The organism is Janthinobacterium tructae, assembly GCF_006517255.1.
Lineage (GTDB): Bacteria > Pseudomonadota > Gammaproteobacteria > Burkholderiales > Burkholderiaceae_D > Janthinobacterium > Janthinobacterium tructae.
The window spans coordinates 2,646,823-2,668,059 of the sequence record NZ_CP041185.1 but is presented as its reverse complement, the minus strand read 5'-3'; the positions used below and the strand labels follow the sequence as shown (position 1 = coordinate 2,668,059).

The window sequence follows — 21,237 nt, the reverse complement described above, 5'->3', positions numbered from 1 at the left end:
CGGGGCGGCTTTCTGTAGTAAATAACACGACTCAATGCTTAACGGAGAATGACATGTTTGGACGCTTGATGCCCACTGAGGGCAAGTTTTTTGAATTGTTTAACCAGCACGCGGAACTGTGCGTCAAGGGCGCTAAAGAAATGCTCGGCCTGATGACCAATTTCGATGACCTGGAAAACCGCGTGCATGCGATCGAAAGCATCGAGAAACAGGCCGACAAAGTCACCTACGCCACCGTGGAAATGCTGCACAAGACCTTCATCACGCCGATCGACCGCGACGACATCCATCAGCTGATCACGCGCCAGGACGACATCCTCGACCTGCTGGAAGATGCGGCGCAAACCGTCTCGCTGTACGACCTGAAAGCCGTCACGCCGGAAGCCAAGCGCCTGGCCGAACTGGTGCTGGCCTGTACCGAAAAAGTGCGCGACGCCGTCGCCATGCTGCACAACATGGACAACTCGCGCAAGATCGTCGCCATCTGCGAAGAGATCGACCGCCTGGAATCGGACGCCGACCATGTGATGCGCGCCGCCATGTCCAAACTGTTCCGCGACGAACCGGACGTGCGTAACCTGATCAAGCTGAAAGCGATCTACGAAATTCTGGAAACCGTGACCGACCGTTGCGAAGATGTGTCCAATATTATCGAAGGCATCATCGTCGAAAACGCGTAAGCGTTGGGCCTGTCCTGAACCAGAATCAGAAAAGAAACTACAATGACCATACAAATCAGCATCTACGTGCTAGGCCTGTTGATCGCCCTCGCGCTGCTGTTTGACTTCATGAACGGCTTCCACGATGCCGCCAACGCGATCGCCACGGTGGTCTCGACGGGCGTATTGAAACCGCAGACCGCGGTTGCCATGGCCGCCACCTTCAACTTCGTGGCCATCTTCGTGTTCCACCAGCTGACCGTGGCCGCCACGGTGGGCAAGGGCACGATTGACCCGACAGTGATCGACCAGTACGTGATCTTCGGCGCGCTGATGGGCGCCATCTTCTGGAATTTGTTTACCTGGTACTACGGCATTCCATCGTCGTCCTCGCACGCCCTGATCGGCGGCCTGGTGGGCGCCGCCGTCGCCAAGTCGGGCACGGGCGCGCTGGTCGCGGCCGGCCTGTGGAAAACCGTCGCCTTCATCGTCATCGCACCCGTGCTGGGCTTTGTATTCGGCTCGATCATGATGCTGCTGGTGTCGTGGATATTCGTGCGCTCGACGCCGCGCAAGGTCGATAAATGGTTCCGCCGCCTGCAACTGGCATCGGCGGCCGCCTACAGCCTGGGTCACGGCGGCAATGATGCGCAAAAGACCATCGGCATCATCTGGATGCTGCTGATCGCCGCCGGCTACTCGAACGCGGCCGACGCCATGCCGCCGCTGTGGGTCATCATCTCGTGCTATACGGCCATCAGCTTCGGTACGCTGTTCGGCGGCTGGCGCATCGTCAAGACCATGGGCCAGAAGATCACCAAGTTGAAACCCGTCGGCGGCTTCTGCGCCGAAACGGGCGGTGCCATCACCCTGTTCGTCTCGACGGCGCTGGGCATTCCCGTGTCGACCACGCACACCATCACGGGCGCCATCGTCGGCGTCGGGTCGGCACAAAAAATGTCGGCCGTGCGCTGGGGTGTCGCGGGCAACATCGTCTGGGCCTGGATCTTCACGATTCCCGCTTCCGCGTTTGTTGCCGCAGTCGCCTGGTGGATTGGCCACCACATCATGTGATGAAGTACCGCCGCGATTGAAAAGGGAGCCGTCCAGGCTCCCTTTTTTTATCTGTCCGGTGGTCAGAATTACTGGCCGCGCGGCCCCTTGTCGCCACCCTGGTGCGGTTTCAGGCCGTCATTCTGGCGGATCGCGCCCTTGTCCTGCTCGGCCTGCTGGCGGCTCTTGTTCGCTTCATGCTGGGCTTGCTGATCTTCGCGCTGCTGCTGTTCGCGCGCTTTTTCGCTTTGCTGGGTCATGGCAGTCTCCTTGAATAAACAAGCAGTCATCATGCTGCGCTTGCGCCGGCTTCACCGTTCGCTACCCAACATACACAGGCCTTAGAGCCTGTCCCAGTAGATGAATACATCCCCTGCTGGCGCCCCTCGGAAGCGGGGACTGCGTTGATCGTCGTCGCGTGGCTCGCCACGCGTCCTCCTCACGCCTTGTCCGCACTCCTGATGAACTGCCAGCAGAAGACGCTCCCTACTGGGATAGGCTCTTAGCCCAGCTCTACGGTCATGCCCTCGGCCGCCAGGAACACCTGCAACGCCCCCAGCCGCCCGGCAAAGCGCGCCATTACGTCGGCAAAAGCCGCTTCCAATTGATCGTCGCTGCGGCCCGGTTCATGGTGGGTGCAATACAGCCGTTTGGCGCCGCAGCGCAGGGCCAGTTCAAACGCGCCGTCGAAGGTGCCGTGGCCCCAGCCGCGCTTGGTTTCGTATTCGTCACGCGTGTACGAGCAGTCCATGATCAGCGCGTCGACGCCGGCAATGGTCTGGTCGATGGCGGCCTGGCGCTGCGCGATCATGGCCTGGCAAGCCGCATAGGCGGGCGAGCCGCTGGCATGCGGATTGTCGAACGGTTCATGGTCGCCGCTGAAAAACAGCGAGGCGCCGCCGGACTCGATGCGGTAGCCGAGGTTGATCACCGGGTGGTTCATTCTGGCATTCGTCACCACTGCGTCGGCCACGTCCGCGCGCTCGCCGACGGCCAGGGTGTGGTAGTCGATCTCGGCCGCCATGGCCGCTTCGCTGACGGGAAAATAATTGTTCTGCAGCTGGGTGGCCATCACGTGTTCGATGCCATTGCCGGCCGCATCCGCCGCGCCATACAGGCGCACGCGGCTGCCGCGGATGAACAGCGGGGCGAACATGGGCAGGCCGTGGATATGGTCCCAGTGGCTGTGGGTGATCAGGATGTGGGCCGTGGCGGGTCCTGGCGGCAGTGCGCCGGCCAGGGCAAAGATGCCGCTGCCGCCATCGAGTACCAGCAGGGCGTCGCTGGCCGTGCGTACTTCGATGCAGGTCGTGTTGCCGCCGTAGCGCACCGTGTGCGGGCCGGGCGAGGGGATAGAACCGCGCACCCCCCTGAAGGTGAATTTCATCGCTGCCTTGTTATAGTGTAACGATTGTTGATTCTATTCTAATTGTCGGGCAAGAAACGGCATTTTTAATAGTTGTTGCGTTTCGGAAATCTATTTTCAGTTGTTGCCTTTTTATAATGTACAGCCGGCAGCTGGCAACGGTACACTTGCGGTTGTCGCCACTTCCCCAGTCCTCCATCATGCTCCAGCTGCACCCCGAGCAAATCGCCCAGCGGCTCGACCAGCTGACTGAACTGAGCGTCGAACTGGGCCGTGGCGCGGCGGCAGGCATGCTGCACGGTGGCGATATCACGCCCCTGCTCGAACGCATCGTGCTGGTCGCCAAGGACATGACGGGCGCCGACGGCGGCACCTTGTACCGTCCCAGCGCCGATGGGCACAGCCTGGAATTTCATATCAGTATCAACGACAGCCTGGGGCTGCGCCAGGGCGCCAGCGCCGGCGTGGCGGTTGGCGTGCCGGGCGTGGCGCTGTGGCTGGAAGACGGCGCGCCCAACCTGGCATCGGTGGCGGCGTATGCCGCGCATCGCCGCGTGTCGGTCAATATCGACGATGTGTACCAGTCGGGCGATTTCAATTTCTCGGGCATGCGCGCCTTTGACGGCCATTATGGCTACCGTTCCACGTCCTTCCTGACGGTACCGATGAGCGATCATGAAGGTGAGCTGATCGGCGTGCTGCAGTTGATCAATGCCCAGGATCGCGCGACCGGGGCGGTGCAGGCGTTTTCCGCCACCGACCAGCGCTTTATCGAGGCGTTGGCGGCGCAGGCGGCGGTGGCGCTGACCAATCAGTTGCTGCTGCGCCAGCTGGAACAGTTGCTGGAGTCGTTGGTCAACCTGATCAATATCGGCATCGATGAAAAGTCGCCGTACACGGGCCGCCATTGCCAGTTCGTGCCGCAACTGACCATGATGCTGGCCGACGCCGTGCATGCGGTCGATACGGGACCGATGGCCGATTTCAAGCTGAGCGAGAACGAACGCAAGCAGCTGTGGCTGGCTGGCCTCTTGCACGATTGCGGCAAGATCACCACCCCGGTGCACGTGGTCGACAAGGCCACCAAGCTGGAAACCATCCATGACCGCATCCACCTGGTCGACACGCGCTTCGAAGTACTGCTGCGCGACGTGGAAATTACCGCATTAAAAGCACAACTGGCGGCTCCCGAACGCCAGCAGGAGATCGCGCAAGCATTGCACCAGCAGCAAATGGTGCTGCGCGAAGAGCGCGACTTTTTACGCCATGCCAATATCGGCGGCGAAGGCATGACGCCGGCCGACCAGGAACGGGTACGCACGATTGCGGCGCGGCGCTGGACTGGCCCCGACGGTGTCGAGCGCGATTTCCTTGACGCCAATGAGCTGGAGAATCTGACGATCCGTTTCGGCACCCTGACCGATGCCGAGCGCAAGATCATCAACAACCATATTGCGGTGTCGATCCGCATGCTCGAAGCATTGCCGTGGCCCAAGCATTTGCAAAAGGTGCCGGAATACGCGGGCGGCCACCATGAACGCATGGACGGCAACGGTTATCCGCGCGGGCTGACGCGCGAGCAGATGTCGGTGCCGGCGCGGCTGATGGCGATCGCCGATATTTTCGAGGCGCTGACGGCGCGCGACCGTCCCTATAAAAAGGGCAAGTCACTGTCCGAGTCGCTGCGCATCCTGGGCCACTTCAGCCTGAACGGCCATATCGATCCCGACCTGTTCGATGTCTTTATTCGCAGCAAGGTGTACCTGGCGTTTGCCCGGCAGCACATGCATCCCGAACAGATCGACGCCATCGACGAGGCGGCCATTCCCGGTTACGTGCCCTGATGCGCTGGCTTGCGGTAATGAAAAAGCATGGCGCGCGGCTGCTGCTGGGTGCGCTGCTGACGATGCTGGCCGCCTGCGCCAGTATCGGTCTCTTCGGCGTCGATACCCTGGGCCGGCTGGACGCCATGCTGGGCGACATGCGCATGCGTGCCGAAGCGCCGCAGCTCGACAAGCGCATCGTGATCGTCGATATCGATGAAAAAAGCCTGAACCAGATCGGCCGCTATCCCTGGGGCCGCGACGTGCAGGCGCGGCTGGTGACGCAATTGACGGGCCACTATGGCGTGGCCGCGGTCGGCTTCGATATCTCGTTTCCCGAACCCGACAGCAGTTCCGGCTATGGCGTGCTGGCCGACCTGGCCAAGGGCGAACTGGCCGGCGTGCCGGGCTTGAGCGAGCAGCTGGAACGCCTGAAACCGCAGATGGATTACGACGCCCTGTTTGCCGAGGCGATGCGCGGCCAGCCGGTGGTGCTGGGCTATAGCGTGTCGGACCGGCAAAAGAAAGGCATGCTGCCCAAGCCGGCGTTCAGCGTGCTTGATCTGAACGGGCGCACGGTGACGGCGTTTACGTCGCCCGGCTATGCAGCCAACCTGGCGCAGCTGCAACAGGCGGCGCAAGGGGCCGGCATCTTCACGGCCCTGACCGACAGCGACGGCGTGCTGCGCTCATCGACCCTGCTGCAGCGCATCGGCGATGCGTATTACCCGTCGCTGTCGCTGGCCACGGCCAGCGTGTACCTGAAGGCGCGCGCGATCGCGCCCGTGTTCGGCCAGACCGCCGACAAGTTGTCCGAGGCCGAGCGCGAGCACGGCGGCCTGGACCGCATCGCCGTATTTACGCCGCGCGGACGCCTCGATATCCCGGTCGGCGAAGCCTTGACCACCACCATCGAGTTTCGCGGCAAGGGCGGCCCGGACGGCGGCGCCTTCCGCTATGTGTCGGCGGCCGACGTGCTGACGGGGGCGGTGCCGACGGACGTGCTGCACGGCGCCATCGTGCTGGTGGGCACCACAGCCGCCGGCCTGAACGATATTCGCGCCACGCCCGTCAACGCCGAGTTTCCCGGTGTGGAAGTGCACGCCAACCTGATCAAATCCATCCTTGACGGCCATTTCAAGTCGCGACCCGACTATGCGCTGGCGATCGAGTTCGGCCAGGTGGTGCTGGTGGGCTTGCTGCTCGGCGGCGCGCTGGCGCTGGCCACGCCGGCGGCGGCCGTGTTGCTGGCAGGCGCGGCGCTGGCCGGCGCGCTGGGCCTGAACTGGTGCTTGTATCGTTACTTCGACGCGGCGCTCGATGTTGCCGTGTTGCTGTTGTTGATCGCGGCGCTGTTCGTCGCCAATCTGGCCTGGGGCTATTTTTTCGAAGTGCGCAAGGGCAGGGCGCTGGTGGCGCGCTTCGGCCAGTACGTGGCGCCGGAACTGGTGGCACAGATGGCCGACAATCCCGACCGCTACAGCATGGATGGCGAAAGCCGCGAACTGACGGTGCTGTTTGCCGACGTGCGCGGCTTTACGGCCATTTCGGAACAGATGACGCCGCAGGAGTTGCGCGAATATATCAACCTGTACCTGACGGCCATGTCGGAAGATATTCGCGACAGCCACGGCGGCACGCTGGACAAATATATCGGCGACGCCGTGATGGCATTCTGGGGGGCGCCGGTGGCGTTTCCCGACCATGCGGGCCGCGCCGTGGCCAGCGCCCTGCTGATGCAGCGCAGCGCCGGTCGTTTGAACCAGCAATTCGAGGCGCGCGGCTGGCCGCCGCTGCAGATCGGCATCGGCCTCAATAGTGGCCTGATGCATGTGGGCGACATGGGCTCGCGCATCCGCCGGGCGTATACCGTGATGGGCGACGCCGTCAACCTGGGCGCGCGCCTGGAAGGCATTACCAAGGTGTATGGCGTGGGCATCGCCGTAAGCGAATTCACGCGTGCGCAGGCGCCGCAATTCGCCTACCGCGAACTGGACCGCGTGCGGGTCAAGGGCAAGACTGAACCGGTGGCCATTTTCGAGCCGCGCTGCCTGCTGGCCGAAGCCGATGCCGGCGAACTGGCGCTGCTGGCGCGTTGGTCGCGCGTGCTGGAACTGTTGCGTGCGCTCGACTGGGATGGTGCAGAGGCAATCTTATCGGAACTGCCAGACGATGGGCTGCGCCGGCTGTACGCCGCGCGCTTGCGCCAGTATCGCGAAACGCCGCCTGGCGAAGACTGGGATGGTGTGACCAACTTCCAGACCAAGTAAGCATCGCCAGCAGAGATATTTCTGACTGGAAATCAAAATCCGTCTAAACTTTGTTTTTAATTAATTGATGGCCCAGCCGCGCTTGGCTGGCCATGCAACCACAAGAACTCTCTCTCATGAATTATCGTCTGGTGCGCCTGCTTGCAGGTTCCGCGCTGTTGTTCTGCGCGGCATGCGCAAACGCCCAAACCCCCACCGCCGACAGTGCCGTCCCGCTGTTTGATATCGCCAGCTACGAGGTCAGCGGCGACACCCTGCTGGGGCCGCAACTGGTGCAATCGCTGGTGGCGCCGTTCGCTGGCCCGCAGCGCGACTTTGGCGCCATCCAGCAAGCCGTCGAGGCGCTGGAAAACGCCTACCGCGCGCGCGGCTACACGCTGGTGCAGGTGGCCTTGCCCGAGCAGGAGCTGGCCCATGGCGCCGTGCGCCTGGAAGTGGTGCAGACGCAGGTTGGCAAGGTGGCCATCACCGGCAACCAGTATGTCGATGACGCCAATGTACGGCGCGCCTTGCCGGCCCTGGTCGAAGGGCAGACGCCGAACATGCTGGCCTTGGGGCAAAGTCTGAAGCTGGCCAATGAAAATCCGGCCCGCAAGCTCGAAGTCAAGCTGGCTGGCGGCGAGGCCGACGGCACGGTCGACGCCAGCATCGCGGTGGCGGACGAACGTGCCTGGAAAGCCACGCTCAACCTCGACAATACCGGCAGCAAGGACTCCGGCAAGACCCACGCCGGCGTGGTGCTGCAGCATGCCAACCTGTGGGGCCGCGATCATGTGGCCAGCCTGCAATACACCACCTCGCTAGAGCACGCCAACCAGGTCGGCGTGTACGGCCTCGGCTACCACGTGCCGCTGTATGCGCTGGGCGACTCGCTGGACTTTTTTGCCAGTTATTCGAACGTCGATTCGGGCAGCGTCGCGGCCGGTATCTTCGACCTGGCTGTCAGCGGCCGCGGCACCACCGCCGGCGCGCGCTACAACCAGAACTTCGGCAAGCGCGACAACTATGAACCCAAGCTGGTGTATGGCCTGGACTTCAAGGCCTACCGCAACAGCCTGCAGTTCTTCGGCATGGAGCTGGGTACCAACGTGACGGTGCACCCCGTCAGCATCGGCTATATCGGCGCCTGGAGCTTGCCACGTGGCGAGGCCAGCGTAGGCCTGACCCTGGCGCGCAATATTCCCGGCGGCAAGAATGGCAGCCAGCAGGATTTTACGCTCGCACGTGTCGGCGCCAAGGCCGCCTACAGCACCTTGCGCCTGAGCGCCAGTCATGCCCAGGTGCTGGATAACGACTGGCAATGGCGCGCGTTGTTCAACGGCCAGTACACGCCCGATGCGCTGGTGCCGGGCGAGCAGTTCGGCGTCGGCGGCGCGGCCACCGTGCGCGGCTTCCTGGAACGCGAAGTGGCGAACGATTCCGGCGCCAACCTGAATCTGGAACTGTACACGCCGAACTGGTGCGGCGATGGCGGCTACCAGTGCCGCGCGCTGGCGTTTTATGACACGGCCTGGGTGCGCCGCAATCACGGCTTGCCCGGTGAAATCGACAGCATGGCGATCGGCTCGGCGGGCCTGGGCCTGCGCATCCTGCTGAACCGCTACGCCAACCTGCAACTGGACTATGCGCATGTGGTCAACCCCGGCCAGACGGGGCGCCGCGACGCCAACCGCCTGCATTTCAGAGTTGCGCTGTCGTACTGATGTACTGAGCCCCAAGGATAAAACACCATGACCAAACAAAAACCATTGCGCAGCTTGCCTGCTGGCGGCCCTGTCGAGCCGCCGCTGCGCCGCACCGCGCTGGCGCTCCTGATTGCCGCCTGTTTCAGCGCCGCTCACGCCAATCCGGTCTTGCCGCAAGTGGTGCATGGCCAGGCCACGTTCAACCAGCAGGGCAATCTGTTTACGATCACGAACACGCCCAATACCATCATCAACTGGCAGAGCTTTTCCGTCAATCCGGGCGAAATCACGCGCTTTCTTCAGCAAAACGCCGGTAGTAGCGTACTCAACCGCATCACCGGACAAGACCCCAGCAAGATCCTCGGCTCGCTGCAATCGAACGGCAAGGTGTTCCTGATCAATCCGAACGGCGTGCTGTTCGGCCGTGATGCGCGGGTTGACGTGGCGGGCCTGGTGGCGTCCAGCCTGGCGCTGTCGAACCAGGATTTCCTGGCCGGCAAGATGCATTTCAATGCCGGCGAGCAGGCCGGCGCCGTCATCAACCAGGGAACCATCCATGCCGGCAGCGGCGGGCAGATTCTGCTGATCGCGCCGAACGTGGAAAACAGCGGCATCATCACCGCGCCGAACGGCGACGTGCTGCTGGCCGCCGGCCACAGCGTGCAACTGGCCGACGCCGCCAACCCCGACTTGCGCGTGGTGCTGTCGGCCCCCGCGGACCAGGCCATCAATGTGGGCCAGATCGTGGCGCAGGGCGGGCGCATCGGCATGGCCGGCGCGCTGCTGAACCAGCGTGGCGTGCTCAACGCCAATAGCGCGGTGGTGGGAGAGAACGGCAAGATCGTGTTGAAAGCCACCGGCAAGGCGCTGCTGGAAAACGGCAGCGTCACCAGCGCCACTAGTGCCGTGGGCAAGGGCGGCGAGATAACCGTGCTGGGCGACCAGGTCGGCATGCAAGGCAACGCCAGAGTGGACGCCAGCGGCGCCACGGGCGGCGGTACGGTGCTGCTGGGCGGTGACTACCAGGGCAAAAACCCGGCGATTGCCAATGCGCGCCAGGTGGCCGTCGGCAAGGATGCCACCATCGCCGCCGACGCGATTCAAAGCGGCGACGGCGGCAAGGTCATCGTCTGGGGCAACGAGACGGCGCGCGTGTTCGGCAGCATTTCGGCGCGCGGCGGCGCTGCCACGGGCAACGGCGGCCTGGTGGAAACGTCGGGGCACTACCTGGCCGTCGATGGCGCCAGGGTCGATACGCGCGCCCGCGCGGCGCGCGGCAAGACGGGCGACTGGCTGCTCGATCCGTATGACATCGACGTGGTCGCCGGCAATGGCGGCGCGCTGAGCGGCGTCAATGATTTTGCGGATGCGCCGACGACGGGCACCACCACTATCGGCGCCGGCCTGATTTCGACGGCCACCAGCAATGTGGTGCTGCAGGCGCAGCACGACATCAACTTCAACGCAGCCGTCGCCATCACCCAGGCCAGCGTGGGACTCACGGCGCAGGCTGGCAACAGCATCAACGTCAACCAGGCCATTACCACCAATGGCGGCGCGCTGATCCTGTCGGCCAACGACAATGGCGGCGCCACGGCACAAGGCAGCTCTGCCGTCTTGCATGTCGATGCGGCCCTCTCCAGCCAGGGCGGCAACGTTGCGCTGACGGGCGCCGATATCGCCTTCGGTGTGGCGGGCAGCTTGAATGTCGGCGGCGGCAATGCGGAACTGCGCGCCAACAAATTCGACGGACGCATCGTCCTCAATGGCAGCGGCGGACAGATCGTCGGCACGGCGGTGGGGCAGACATTGCTGTTGCAGGCCGATAACATGAATTTGCAGGGCGGCGTGGCCTACGGCGGTGAGGCGGGCGGCGCTGCGGTGACCTTGCGCGCGGAGTCGGCCAACCGTGAAATCAATCTCGGCAGCAAGGCGAGTGGCAAACTCAGCCTGTCCAGCGCCGACCTGAATGCCATTTCTGCAGCGAACCTAACGCTCGGCCATGCCGCCATGACAGGCGCCATCGGCGTCGACCAGGCGGTGACGGTGGCGAGCGGTGCCACGGGGCCGGCTACCTTGCAGCTGGTGACGGGCGGCGCCATCGCGATCGATCATGCGCTAGCTGTGGCCGGCAGCCTGAGCCTCACTGCGGGATCGACAGTCAGTGCGGCGGGCGCCGTCAATGTGGGGGCGACCTTCAGGTTGGCCAGCGGCACCTGGACGCAAAATACGACCGGCCTGCCAGCCTTTTCAGCCGGCAATTTCATCATCGCTCCCGGCGCCAGTTTCTTGCGCGCTACGAACGGCGACGGCAGCGCGGGCGCACCGTATGTCATCGCCGACGTGTATGGCTTGCAAGGCATCGCCAGCCTGGACCTGAGTAACAGTTATCGCCTGGCCGGCAATATCGACGCCAGCGGCACGGGCGCCTGGAATGACGGCGCCGGTTTTCGTCCCATCGCGCATAGCGACTCGGGTGGTTTTTCCGGGGTGCTGGACGGCGCCGGCTATGCCATCAGCGGCTTGCAGATCCACGGCGAGAGCGCGCCGAACGGCAACCTGAACACCGGCCTTTTCGGCAAGCTGGGTAACGGCACGACAGGCACGGTGCGCCAGTTGAACCTGCTCGGTGGCAATGTCAGCGGCAACAACAATGTGGGCGCCGTGGCCGGCGTGGTCGCTGCGGGCGGCACGATAGAGCAGGTACAAAGCAGCATGAGCGTGGCCGGCCAGGATGGCGTCGGCGGCCTGGCGGGCATTAACCAGGGCCGCATTGCTGTGTCGTACGCCAGCGGCGGCGTCAGGGGCGCACGCAATCTGGGCGGCCTGGTGGGCAGCAACCAGGGTACGCTGGCTGATGTCTACGCCACCGGCGCGGTCGGGGCGGCAGGCAATGCGGATGCCGGGATCACGCGCGAGCATATCGGCGGCCTGGCTGGCGAGAACACGGGCAGCATCAGCAATGCCTATGCCAGCGGCGCCATCGCTGGCGGGGGCTTCAGTGCGGTGGGTGGCTTGGTCGGCAGCAATAGCGGCGCCTTGGCGAGCACCTACTGGAATATCGACAGCTCCGGCCAGGCGGACGATGGCGGTATCAGTATCGGCCGCACGGCGGCGCAGATGTCGCGCCTGTCGAGCTTCGACGGTTTTGCCTTCGGCGCCTCGCCCATCTGGCGCATCTATGACGGCTACACGACGCCGATGCTGAAGGCTTTCCTGAAGCCGCTGCAAGTGACGGCGGCGGGCCAGCCTGCCAGCCAGGTCTACGATGGACAGTTCGCCAGCTTCAACGGCACGCTCGCCTATCTGGGCTTGCTCGATGGCGACACGGCGGCCAACGGCAGCCTTGGCTTCCAGTCGGCGCGCAATGTGGGCAACTACGATGTGACGGGCCTGTGGTCGACCAAGTACGACATCAGTCTGGGCGGCACGACCACCCTGGCCATCACGCCGCGCGCGTTGACGGTCAGCGTGGGCGGCAGCAAGGTGTATGACGGTCAGCTCGGCTTCGCCAACGCGACCTTCAGCCTGGGCAACACGGTCAGCGGCGATACCGTGGGCGTGACCGGCAGCGCGCAGTTCGTCGACAAGAACGCCGGCAGCGTCAAGGCCGTCAATCTCAGCGAACTGACCTTGTCCGGCGACGCGATGGGCAACTACAGCCTGGCTGCCACCGCCATCGGCACGGCCGAGATCACGCAACGTACCTTGAGCCTGGCCTTTGCCGGCGCCAATAAAGTCTACGATCGTGACACGGCAGCGGTCGTGACGATTACCGATAATCGTATCGCCAACGACGTGCTGACGGCAACGGCCATCGGCGAATTCGCTGACAAGAATGCCGGCGGCAACAAAGTCGTGACCGTGCGCAACGCCAGCCTGTCCGGCGCCGATGCCAACAACTACGTGCTGGCATCGACCACCGGCGCCACCAGCGCCACCATCACGCAACGCGAACTGGCGCTGGGCTTTACTGCCGCAGGCAAGACCTATGACGGCGGCATCGCCGCGTCATTGACGATTGCCGATAATCGTATCGCCAACGATGTGCTGACGGCAACGGCCATCGGCGAATTCGCCGACAAGAATGCCGGCGGCAACAAAGTCGTGACGGTGCGCAACGCCAGCCTGTCCGGCGCCGATGCCAACAACTACGTGCTGGCCTCGACCACCGGCGCCACCAACGCCACCATCACCCAGCGCGAACTGGCGCTGGGCTTTACTGCCGCAGGCAAGACCTATGACGGCGGCATCGCCGCGTCATTGACGATTGCCGATAATCGTATCGCCAACGATGTGCTGACGGCAACGGCCATCGGCGAATTCGCCAACAAGAATGCCGGCGGCAACAAAGTCGTGACGGTGCGCAACGCCAGCCTGTCCGGCGCCGATGCCAACAACTACGTGCTGGCCTCGACCACCGGCGCCACCAACGCCACCATCACGCAACGCGAACTGGCGCTGGGCTTCACTGCCGCAGGCAAGACCTATGACGGCGGCATCGCCGTGTCATTGACGATTGCCGATAATCGTATTGCCAACGACGTGCTGACGGCAACGGCCATCGGCGAATTCGCCGACAAGAATGCCGGCGGCAACAAAGTCGTGACGGTGCGCAACGCCAGCCTGTCCGGCGCCGATGCCAACAACTACGTGCTGGCCTCGACCACCGGCGCCACCAGCGCCACCATTACGCAGCGCGAACTGGCGCTGGGCTTCACTGCCGCAGGCAAGACCTATGACGGCGGCATCGCCGCGTCATTGACGATTGCCGATAATCGTATCGCCAACGATGTGCTGACGGCAACGGCCATCGGCGAATTCGCCGACAAGAATGCCGGCGGCAACAAAGTCGTGACGGTGCGCAACGCCAGCCTGTCCGGCGCCGATGCCAACAACTACGTGCTGGCCTCGACCACCGGCGCCACCAGCGCCACCATCACCCAGCGCGAACTGGCGCTGGGCTTCACTGCCGCAGGCAAGACCTATGACGGCGGCATCGCCGCGTCATTGACGATTGCCGATAATCGTATCGCCAACGACGTGCTGACGGCAACGGCCATCGGCGAATTCGCCGACAAGAATGCCGGCGGCAACAAAGTCGTGACGGTGCGCAACGCCAGCCTGTCCGGCACCGATGCCGCCAACTATGTGCTCACCTCGACCACCGGCGCCACCAACGCCACCATCACGCAACGCGAATTGGCATTGGGCTTTGCGGCAGCAGGCAAGACCTATGACGGCAACACCGCCGCCACGCTCGCCATCACTGACAACCGTATCGCCAACGACGTGCTGACGGCAACGGCCATCGGCGAATTCGCTGACAAGAATGCCGGCGGCAACAAAGTCGTGACCGTGCGCAACGCCAGCCTGTCCGGCGCCGATGCCACCAACTATGTGCTGGCCTCGACCACCGGCGCCACCAGCGCCACCATCACCCAGCGCGAACTGGCGCTGGGCTTTGCGGCAGCGGGCAAGACCTATGACGGCAACACCGCCGCCACGCTTGCCATCACCGACAACCGTATCGCCAACGACGTGCTGACGGCAACGGCCAGCGGCGCATTCGCTGACAAGAATGCCGGCAGCAACAAAGTCGTGACGGTGCAAAACGCCAGCCTGTCCGGCGCCGATGCCGCCAACTATGTGCTCACCTCGACCACCGGCGCCACCAACGCCACCATCACGCAACGCGAACTGGCGCTGGGCTTTACTGCCGCAGGCAAGACCTATGACGGCGGCATCGCCGCGTCATTGACGATTGCCGATAATCGTATCGCCAACGACGTGCTGACGGCAACGGCCATCGGCGAATTCGCTGGCAAGAATGCCGGCAGTAACAAAGTCGTGACGGTGCAAAACGCCAGCCTGTCCGGTGCCGATGCCGCCAACTATGTGCTCACCTCGACCACCGGCGCCACCAGCGCCAGCATCACCCAGCGCGAACTGGCGCTGGGCTTTGCGGCAGCGGGCAAGACCTATGACGGCAACACCGCCGCGTCATTGACGATTACCGATAATCGTATCGCCAACGACGTGCTGACGGCAACGGCCAGCGGCGCATTCGCCGACAAGAATGCCGGCGGCAACAAAGTCGTGACGGTGCGCAACGCCAGCCTGTCCGGCGCCGATGCCAACAACTATGTGCTGGCCTCGACCACCGGCGCCACCAGCGCCACCATTACCCAGCGCGAACTGGCGCTGGGCTTTACTGCCGCAGGCAAGACCTATGACGGCAACACCGCCGCCACGCTTGCCATCACCGACAACCGTATTGCCAACGACGTGCTGACGGCAACGGCCATCGGCGCATTCGCTGACAAGAATGCCGGCAGCAACAAAGTCGTGACGGTGCAAAACGCCAGCCTGTCCGGCGCCGATGCCGCCAACTATGTGCTCACCTCGACCACCGGCGCCACCAACGCCACCATCACGCAACGCGAACTGGCGCTGGGCTTTGCGGCAGCGGGCAAGACCTATGACGGCAACACCGCCGCCACGCTCGCCATCACTGACAACCGTATTGCCAACGACGTGCTGATGGCAACGGCCATCGGCGAATTCGCCAACAAGAATGCCGGCGGCAACAAAGTCGTGACGGTGCACAACGCCAGCCTGTCCGGCACCGATGCCGCCAACTATGTGCTCACCTCGACCACCGGCGCCACCAGCGCCACCATTACGCAACGCGAACTGGCGCTTGGCTTTGCGGCAGCGGGCAAGACCTATGACGGCAATACCGCCGCCACGCTCGCCATCACCGACAACCGTATCGCCAACGACGTGCTGACGGCAACGGCCAGCGGCGCATTTGCTGACAAGAATGCCGGTGCCAATAAGGCGGTGACGGTGCAGAACGCCAGCCTGTCCGGTGCCGATGCCGCCAACTATGTGCTCACCTCGACCACCGGCGCCACCAGCGCCACCATCACGCAACGCGAACTGGCGCTGGGCTTCACTGCCGCAGGCAAGACCTATGACGGCAACAGCGCCGCGTCATTGACGATTACCGATAATCGTATCGCCAACGACGTGCTGACGGCAACGGCCAGCGGCGCATTCGCCGACAAGAATGCCGGCAGCAACAAAGTCGTGACGGTGCAAAACGCCAGCCTGTCCGGTACCGATGCCGCCAACTATGTGCTCACCTCGACCACCGGCGCCACTAGCGCCACCATCACGCAACGCGAACTGGCGCTGGGCTTCACTGCCGCCGGCAAGACCTATGACGGCAACAGCGCCGCGTCATTGACGATTACCGATAATCGTATCGCCAACGACGTGCTGACGGCAACGGCCAGCGGCGCATTCGCCGACAAGAATGCCGGCAGCAACAAAGTTGTGACGGTACAGAACGCCAGCCTGTCCGGCCTTGACGCAAGCAATTACACCTTGGGCACGACCGGTGGCACGGCAATGGCCAGCATCGCGCAGCGTACGCTGAACCTGGGCTATACGGGTGTCGACAAGGTGTATGACGGCGTGACCGGCGCGCAGGTGGCGATCAGCGACGACCGCATCGCCGGCGATGTGCTGAGCGCATTGGCCAGCGCGGCGTTTGCCGACAAGAATGCAGGCAGCGGCAAGACGATCACGGTACAGAATGCCAGCCTGTCCGGTAACGATGCTGGTAACTACCGCCTGGCCAACACGACTGGCGCGACCACGGCCACTATTGCCCGCGCGGCATTGACACTGGCCAGCGTCAGCGCCAGCGACAAGGTGTACGACGGCACGCAAGTGGCCAATGTCAGCGGCACCGTGGCGGGCGTGATCGGCCAGGATGCCGTCAGCCTGGCGGGCGGCAGCGGCACGTTTGCCGACCGCAACTATGGCAGCGGCAAGACGGTCAATGTCAGCGGCTTTGGCCTGTCGGGCGCGGATGCCGGCAATTACGCTTTGACCTCGAGCGGCGGCGTGGCCCAGGCCAGCATTGCCCAGCGCGCCCTGTCGACCTGGATCGGCGCGGCCGGTGGCTTGTGGAGCGACGCCGCAAACTGGGAAGGCGGCGTGGCGCCAAGCGGCGCCAATGTGCTGGCGGCCGATTTCGCGGCCAGCACCGGCAACGTGGTGTACACGGCGGCGGCCGGCGACACCGTGCTTGATCGCTTGAGCTCGCGCGGCGGCCTGAACCTCACCGGCGGCAGCCTGCTGGTCAATAATGCGCTGACGGTGGCCAACTATGCGCAGACCGGCGGCTTGCTGGGCGGCCTGGGCAATATGACGGTCAGCAACAGCTTCAGCCAGAGCGCCGGCGCCATCCATATCGGCGGCAACCTGGCCGTGACCCAGGCCGCCGGCGACCTGCGTTTCGCGGCATTGACCGCCAATGCCATCAGCCTGAACGCTGGCGCGGGCTCCATCAGCCAGAGCGGCGCCGTGGTTGCCGGCAGCCTGGCCACGCAATCGCAAACCGGTACCGTGCTGAACGACGCCGGCAACCGTGTCAAGAACTTCAGCGCCGGCAACAGCGGCGCCGGCGGCATTGCCCTGACCAGCACCAGCGCGCCTGACGTGCTGGTGCTGGGTAGCCTGGCGACCGGTTCCGGCGACGTGCGCATCGAAAGCACGGGCGGCATCGAGAGCCACGCCATCAGCACTACCGGCGGCAACGTGAGCCTGATCGCACACAGCCCCGTCAATGTGCAGGGCGTCGTCCAAGGCAACGACGTCACCGTCGATGCCAGCACGGACGTGGCCTTCGGCGATGGCGCGCGCATCAATGCGGCGCGCACCATCGCGGTCACGGCCGGTAGCGGCGTCACCTTTGCCGGCGCAGCCACCCTCGATGTGCAGGCCACGGGCGCTATCAATGTGCTGGCGAAAAACGGCGACCTGACCGCCGCCGAAACCGTGCGCATCAACAGCCGCGGCGCGCCCGTGTCGCTGCTGGCGCCGAATGGCCGGGTCAACGTGCCGGCCTCGGTGCTGGTGGCCGCGCCGGTGACGACGCCCGTGGTGCCGCCAAGCATCATCATCAGCGCCGTCAATACCTTGCCGGCGCTCAGCGCGCAATACAACCCGCTCAACCAGTTCACTACGCCCAACAACGTGGTCACGCCGCTGCTGGCGGGCACCACATCCAAAGAATCGACGAAGGAAGCAACAGATGATGCTCAAAATGGTATCAAGAAGACCTATTGCAACTAGGCCGATGCTGGCCGGCGCCATGCTTTGGCTGGTGCTGATGAGCATCAGCCTGCATGCGTTCGCCCAGGTGGCCGGCACGGTGACGCAGCTGAGTGGGCCGATGATGGCGAAAAAGGCAGACGGCAAGGTCAAGATATTGTCGCTCAGGTCCGAGGTGGAGGCTGGCGATACGCTGGTAACGGAGAAAAACACCTATGCCCTGGTGAAATTCATCGACAACAGCGAGATCACCCTCAAACCGTCCACCACCTTTGTCGTCGAGCAGTTCGCTTATCAGGCCGAGCAGCCCGAGAACGACCGGGCCTCGTTCAACCTGGTCAAGGGAGGCTTGCGTTCGCTGTCGGGCTTGCTGGGCAAGCGCAACAAGGAAAAGTTTTCCCTGAAGACGCCGGTCGCCACCATCGGCATCCGCGGCACGTATTTCACTGCCGAGTATATCGCTGCCGGTGGCTATGCGGCACCAGGCTCGTCGCTACCCAGGACGGGATCGCCGGCAGGGCCGACCCTTGCGCCAGGGCTGTACACGTCGGTGACCACCGGACAAATCGTGGTGAGCAATCCAGGCGGCACGCTCGATATCGCCGCCGGCCAGTTCGGTTACACGCCAAGTTTCAAGCAGCCGCCGATGCTGCTGCCGACCAATCCGGGCATTCCATTTACGCTGCCGCCGTTGTTCAATGCCAGCACGGGCCCGAGCGCCAGCAGTACCACGCCGGGCAAGTCGAACAACGTCGACTGCGAGGTACGCTAAGTTTCGCTTGACCTTCCCATCATGGTAGGGACGATCCTGTAGCCATCATCTCTCGTCTACAGGATTCGCGCCATGCAGCCAGCTTCCCCTTATTTGCAATCGTTCACGGTCGAAGGCATGACCTGCGCCTCGTGCGCCGCCCGCGTTGAAAAGGCGCTGGCGGCCGTGCCGGGTGTGACCAGCGCCAGCATCAACCTGGCCACCGATACGGCCAGGGTGGCGTCCAGCCAGAACGTTGCGCTGGCCACCTTGCAGGCGGCCGTGGACAAGGCCGGCTATGCGCTGGCCAGCACGGACATCGACCTGTTGGTGGCCGGCATGACGTGCGCCTCTTGCGTGGGCAGGGTGGAAAAAGCCTTGCTGAAGGTGCCGGGCGTGCTTGCCGCCAGCGTCAACCTGGCCACGGAAAGCGCGCGCGTGACGGTCAGCGGCGTGGAAGCCTCGACCCTGGTGGCGGCAGTCACCGCTGCCGGCTACCAGGCCAGCGTGCCGGTGCCAGCCGGGGGCCTAGCCAGTGCGCCAGCGCCGTCGCGTGACGGCATCAAGGTGGTATTTGCCGGCCTGCTGGCTTTCCCCCTGATGCTCCCCATGCTGCTGGAATGGGCCGGCATCCATCTGATGCTGCCAGGCTGGCTGCAATTTGTGCTGGCCACGCCCGTGCAGTTTTACTTTGGCGCGCGTTTCTACAAGGCGGGCTGGAAGGCGGCGCGCGCCGGCAGCGGCAATATGGACTTGCTGGTGGCGCTGGGCACGAGCGCCGCATATGGCTTGTCCGTCTATCAATGGCTGACGGCGGGCGAGATCTTGCCGCACCTGTACTTCGAAGCGTCAGCCGTCGTCATCACGCTGGTGTTGCTGGGCAAATGGCTGGAAAGCCGCGCCAAGCGTCAGACCGCCTCGGCCATCCGCGCGCTGCAAGTGTTGCGTCCTGAATCGGCCCGCGTGCGCCGCGACGGCGTCGAGATCGACTTGCCCGTGGAACAGGTGAAAGTGGGCGACCTGGTGGTCATCCGCCCCGGTGAACGGGTGGCTGTCGATGGCGTGGTGGTCGAAGGCGCCAGCCAGGTCAACGAGTCCCTGATCACGGGCGAAAGCTTGCCGGTCGATAAGCATCCGGGCGACAAGGTCACGGGCGGCGCCATCAATGCCGATGGTTTGTTGCTGGTGCGCACGCAAGCCGTCGGTGGCGAGACGACCCTCTCGCGCATCATCCGCCTGGTGGAGGACGCGCAGGCGGCCAAGGCACCCATCCAGCATCTGGTCGACAAGGTCAGCGCGATTTTTGTTCCCGTGGTGCTGGTGCTGGCGCTGCTGACTATGCTGGGCTGGTGGTTTGCGACCGGCGAGCTGGAAAATGCCATCATTAATGCCGTGGCCGTGCTGGTCATCGCCTGCCCGTGCGCGCTGGGCCTGGCCACGCCGACGGCCATCATGGCCGGCACGGGCGTGGCCGCCCGTTACGGCATCCTGATCAAGGATGCGGAAGCGCTGGAAGTGGCGCACGCCGTCAATACCGTCGTATTCGACAAGACGGGCACCTTGACCATCGGCAAACCTGCGCTGGCGGCCGTGCATGCGCATGGCATCGGTGATGCACGGCTGCTGCAACTGGCGGCCAGCATCCAGCGCGGCAGCGAACACAGCCTCGCCACCGCCGTGCTCGATGCGGCCAGTGCGCGCCATATCGAACCCTTGCCAGCCACGGCCCTGTCGGCCTTGCCGGGCCGCGGCCTGGCGGCGAATGTCGACGGCCTGGACCTGAAACTGGGCAGCACGCGCCTGATGCAGGAGTTAAACGTGGATATGGCGCCATTGGCGGCACAGGCATTGTCCCTGGAAAACACGGGCAACACGATTTCCTGGCTGGCCTCGGGATCAACATTGCTGGGGCTGTTCGCCTTCAGCGACCAGGTCAAGCCGAATGCGCAGGCGGCCATTGCCCATCTGCACAGCCTGGGCATCCGCACGGTGATGTTGACGGGAGACAACCAGGGCAGCGCCGACGCCGTCGGCAAGCTGCTGGGCATAGACACGGTGGTGGCGAAAATGCTGCCGGCCGATAAAACCGCTAAAATCACCGCATTGAAAGGCGCGGGCGCCAGGGTGGCCATGGTGGGCGACGGTATCAACGATGCACCCGCGTTGGCGGCCGCCGACGTGGGCATCGCCATGTCGACGGGCACGGATGTGGCCATGCATGCTGCCGGCATCACGCTGATGCGTGGCGATCCGGCCCTGGTGGCGGATGCCATCGATATCTCGCGCCGCACTTACAGCAAGATACGGCAGAATCTGTTCTGGGCATTTATCTACAATATGATCGGCATTCCGCTGGCCGCCTTCGGCTTGCTCAACCCCATGGTGGCGGGCGCGGCGATGGCCTTCAGTTCCGTCAGCGTGATCAGCAATGCCCTGTTGCTGCGCCGCTGGAAAGCCCGCAGTCATGCAGCTAGCGCGCACACCAAGGAGCAATAAGA

At 64.1% G+C, this 21,237-nt stretch carries 10 protein-coding genes; 8 read left to right on the top strand and 2 right to left on the bottom strand.

The annotated features are described in order from the left end of the window. The first annotated feature begins 53 nt into the window (after positions 1 to 53). Positions 54 to 680, top strand: a complete 627-nt coding sequence (locus FJQ89_RS11650) for a DUF47 domain-containing protein (protein ID WP_010400015.1) — start codon at positions 54 to 56, stop codon at positions 678 to 680. Between the two features lie 42 nt (positions 681 to 722). Continuing rightward, positions 723 to 1,733, top strand: coding sequence for an inorganic phosphate transporter (locus tag FJQ89_RS11645; RefSeq protein ID WP_141170295.1), 1,011 nt, complete (start codon positions 723 to 725; stop codon positions 1,731 to 1,733). 68 nt (positions 1,734 to 1,801) lie between these two features. On the opposite strand, the gene FJQ89_RS28050 is transcribed toward FJQ89_RS11645, so the two are convergent. Continuing rightward, complete coding sequence (locus FJQ89_RS28050) at positions 1,802 to 1,972, bottom strand: hypothetical protein (RefSeq protein WP_165829518.1); 171 nt, start codon at positions 1,970 to 1,972, stop codon at positions 1,802 to 1,804. A 242-nt stretch (positions 1,973 to 2,214) separates the two neighbouring features. Beyond that, positions 2,215 to 3,099, bottom strand: a complete 885-nt coding sequence (locus FJQ89_RS11640; RefSeq protein ID WP_141170294.1) for an MBL fold metallo-hydrolase — start codon at positions 3,097 to 3,099, stop codon at positions 2,215 to 2,217. Between the two features lie 179 nt (positions 3,100 to 3,278). Here FJQ89_RS11640 and FJQ89_RS11635 point away from each other — a divergent pair, with 179 nt between their 5' ends. From FJQ89_RS11635 to FJQ89_RS11610, 6 genes are all read left to right on the top strand, one after another. Continuing rightward, positions 3,279 to 4,922 carry an HD domain-containing phosphohydrolase gene (locus tag FJQ89_RS11635; RefSeq protein ID WP_141170293.1) on the top strand — a complete coding sequence of 548 codons (1,644 nt, stop codon included), beginning with the start codon at positions 3,279 to 3,281 and terminating at the stop codon, positions 4,920 to 4,922. 17 nt (positions 4,923 to 4,939) lie between these two features. After that, complete coding sequence (locus tag FJQ89_RS11630) at positions 4,940 to 7,171, top strand: CHASE2 domain-containing protein (RefSeq protein WP_243136524.1); 2,232 nt, start codon at positions 4,940 to 4,942, stop codon at positions 7,169 to 7,171. A 116-nt stretch (positions 7,172 to 7,287) separates the two neighbouring features. Beyond that, on the top strand, positions 7,288 to 8,874 hold the full coding sequence (locus tag FJQ89_RS11625; protein ID WP_141170291.1) for a ShlB/FhaC/HecB family hemolysin secretion/activation protein: 1,587 nt from the start codon (positions 7,288 to 7,290) through the stop codon (positions 8,872 to 8,874). Positions 8,875 to 8,901: 27 nt separating this feature from the next. Further along, positions 8,902 to 18,009 carry a YDG domain-containing protein gene (locus FJQ89_RS11620; protein WP_141170290.1) on the top strand — a complete coding sequence of 3,036 codons (9,108 nt, stop codon included), beginning with the start codon at positions 8,902 to 8,904 and terminating at the stop codon, positions 18,007 to 18,009. 19 nt (positions 18,010 to 18,028) lie between these two features. Further along, positions 18,029 to 18,760, top strand: a complete 732-nt coding sequence (locus tag FJQ89_RS11615; protein ID WP_243136523.1) for a FecR family protein — start codon at positions 18,029 to 18,031, stop codon at positions 18,758 to 18,760. A 72-nt stretch (positions 18,761 to 18,832) separates the two neighbouring features. Beyond that, positions 18,833 to 21,235: a heavy metal translocating P-type ATPase gene (locus FJQ89_RS11610; RefSeq protein WP_141170288.1), complete on the top strand. Its 2,403-nt coding sequence runs from the start codon at positions 18,833 to 18,835 to the stop codon at positions 21,233 to 21,235. The last annotated feature ends 2 nt before the right edge of the window (positions 21,236 to 21,237 follow it).

Coding starts and splice junctions, on each gene's coding strand:
- FJQ89_RS11645 (WP_141170295.1), top strand. CDS start 723: ATGACCATACAAATCAGCATCTACGTGCTAGGCCTGTTGATCGCCCTC.
- FJQ89_RS11635 (WP_141170293.1), top strand. CDS start 3,279: ATGCTCCAGCTGCACCCCGAGCAAATCGCCCAGCGGCTCGACCAGCTG.
- FJQ89_RS11640 (WP_141170294.1), bottom strand. CDS start 3,099: ATGAAATTCACCTTCAGGGGGGTGCGCGGTTCTATCCCCTCGCCCGGC.
- FJQ89_RS11650 (WP_010400015.1), top strand. CDS start 54: ATGTTTGGACGCTTGATGCCCACTGAGGGCAAGTTTTTTGAATTGTTT.
- FJQ89_RS11610 (WP_141170288.1), top strand. CDS start 18,833: ATGCAGCCAGCTTCCCCTTATTTGCAATCGTTCACGGTCGAAGGCATG.
- FJQ89_RS11615 (WP_243136523.1), top strand. CDS start 18,029: ATGCTTTGGCTGGTGCTGATGAGCATCAGCCTGCATGCGTTCGCCCAG.
- FJQ89_RS11625 (WP_141170291.1), top strand. CDS start 7,288: ATGAATTATCGTCTGGTGCGCCTGCTTGCAGGTTCCGCGCTGTTGTTC.
- FJQ89_RS11630 (WP_243136524.1), top strand. CDS start 4,940: ATGAAAAAGCATGGCGCGCGGCTGCTGCTGGGTGCGCTGCTGACGATG.
- FJQ89_RS11620 (WP_141170290.1), top strand. CDS start 8,902: ATGACCAAACAAAAACCATTGCGCAGCTTGCCTGCTGGCGGCCCTGTC.
- FJQ89_RS28050 (WP_165829518.1), bottom strand. CDS start 1,972: ATGACCCAGCAAAGCGAAAAAGCGCGCGAACAGCAGCAGCGCGAAGAT.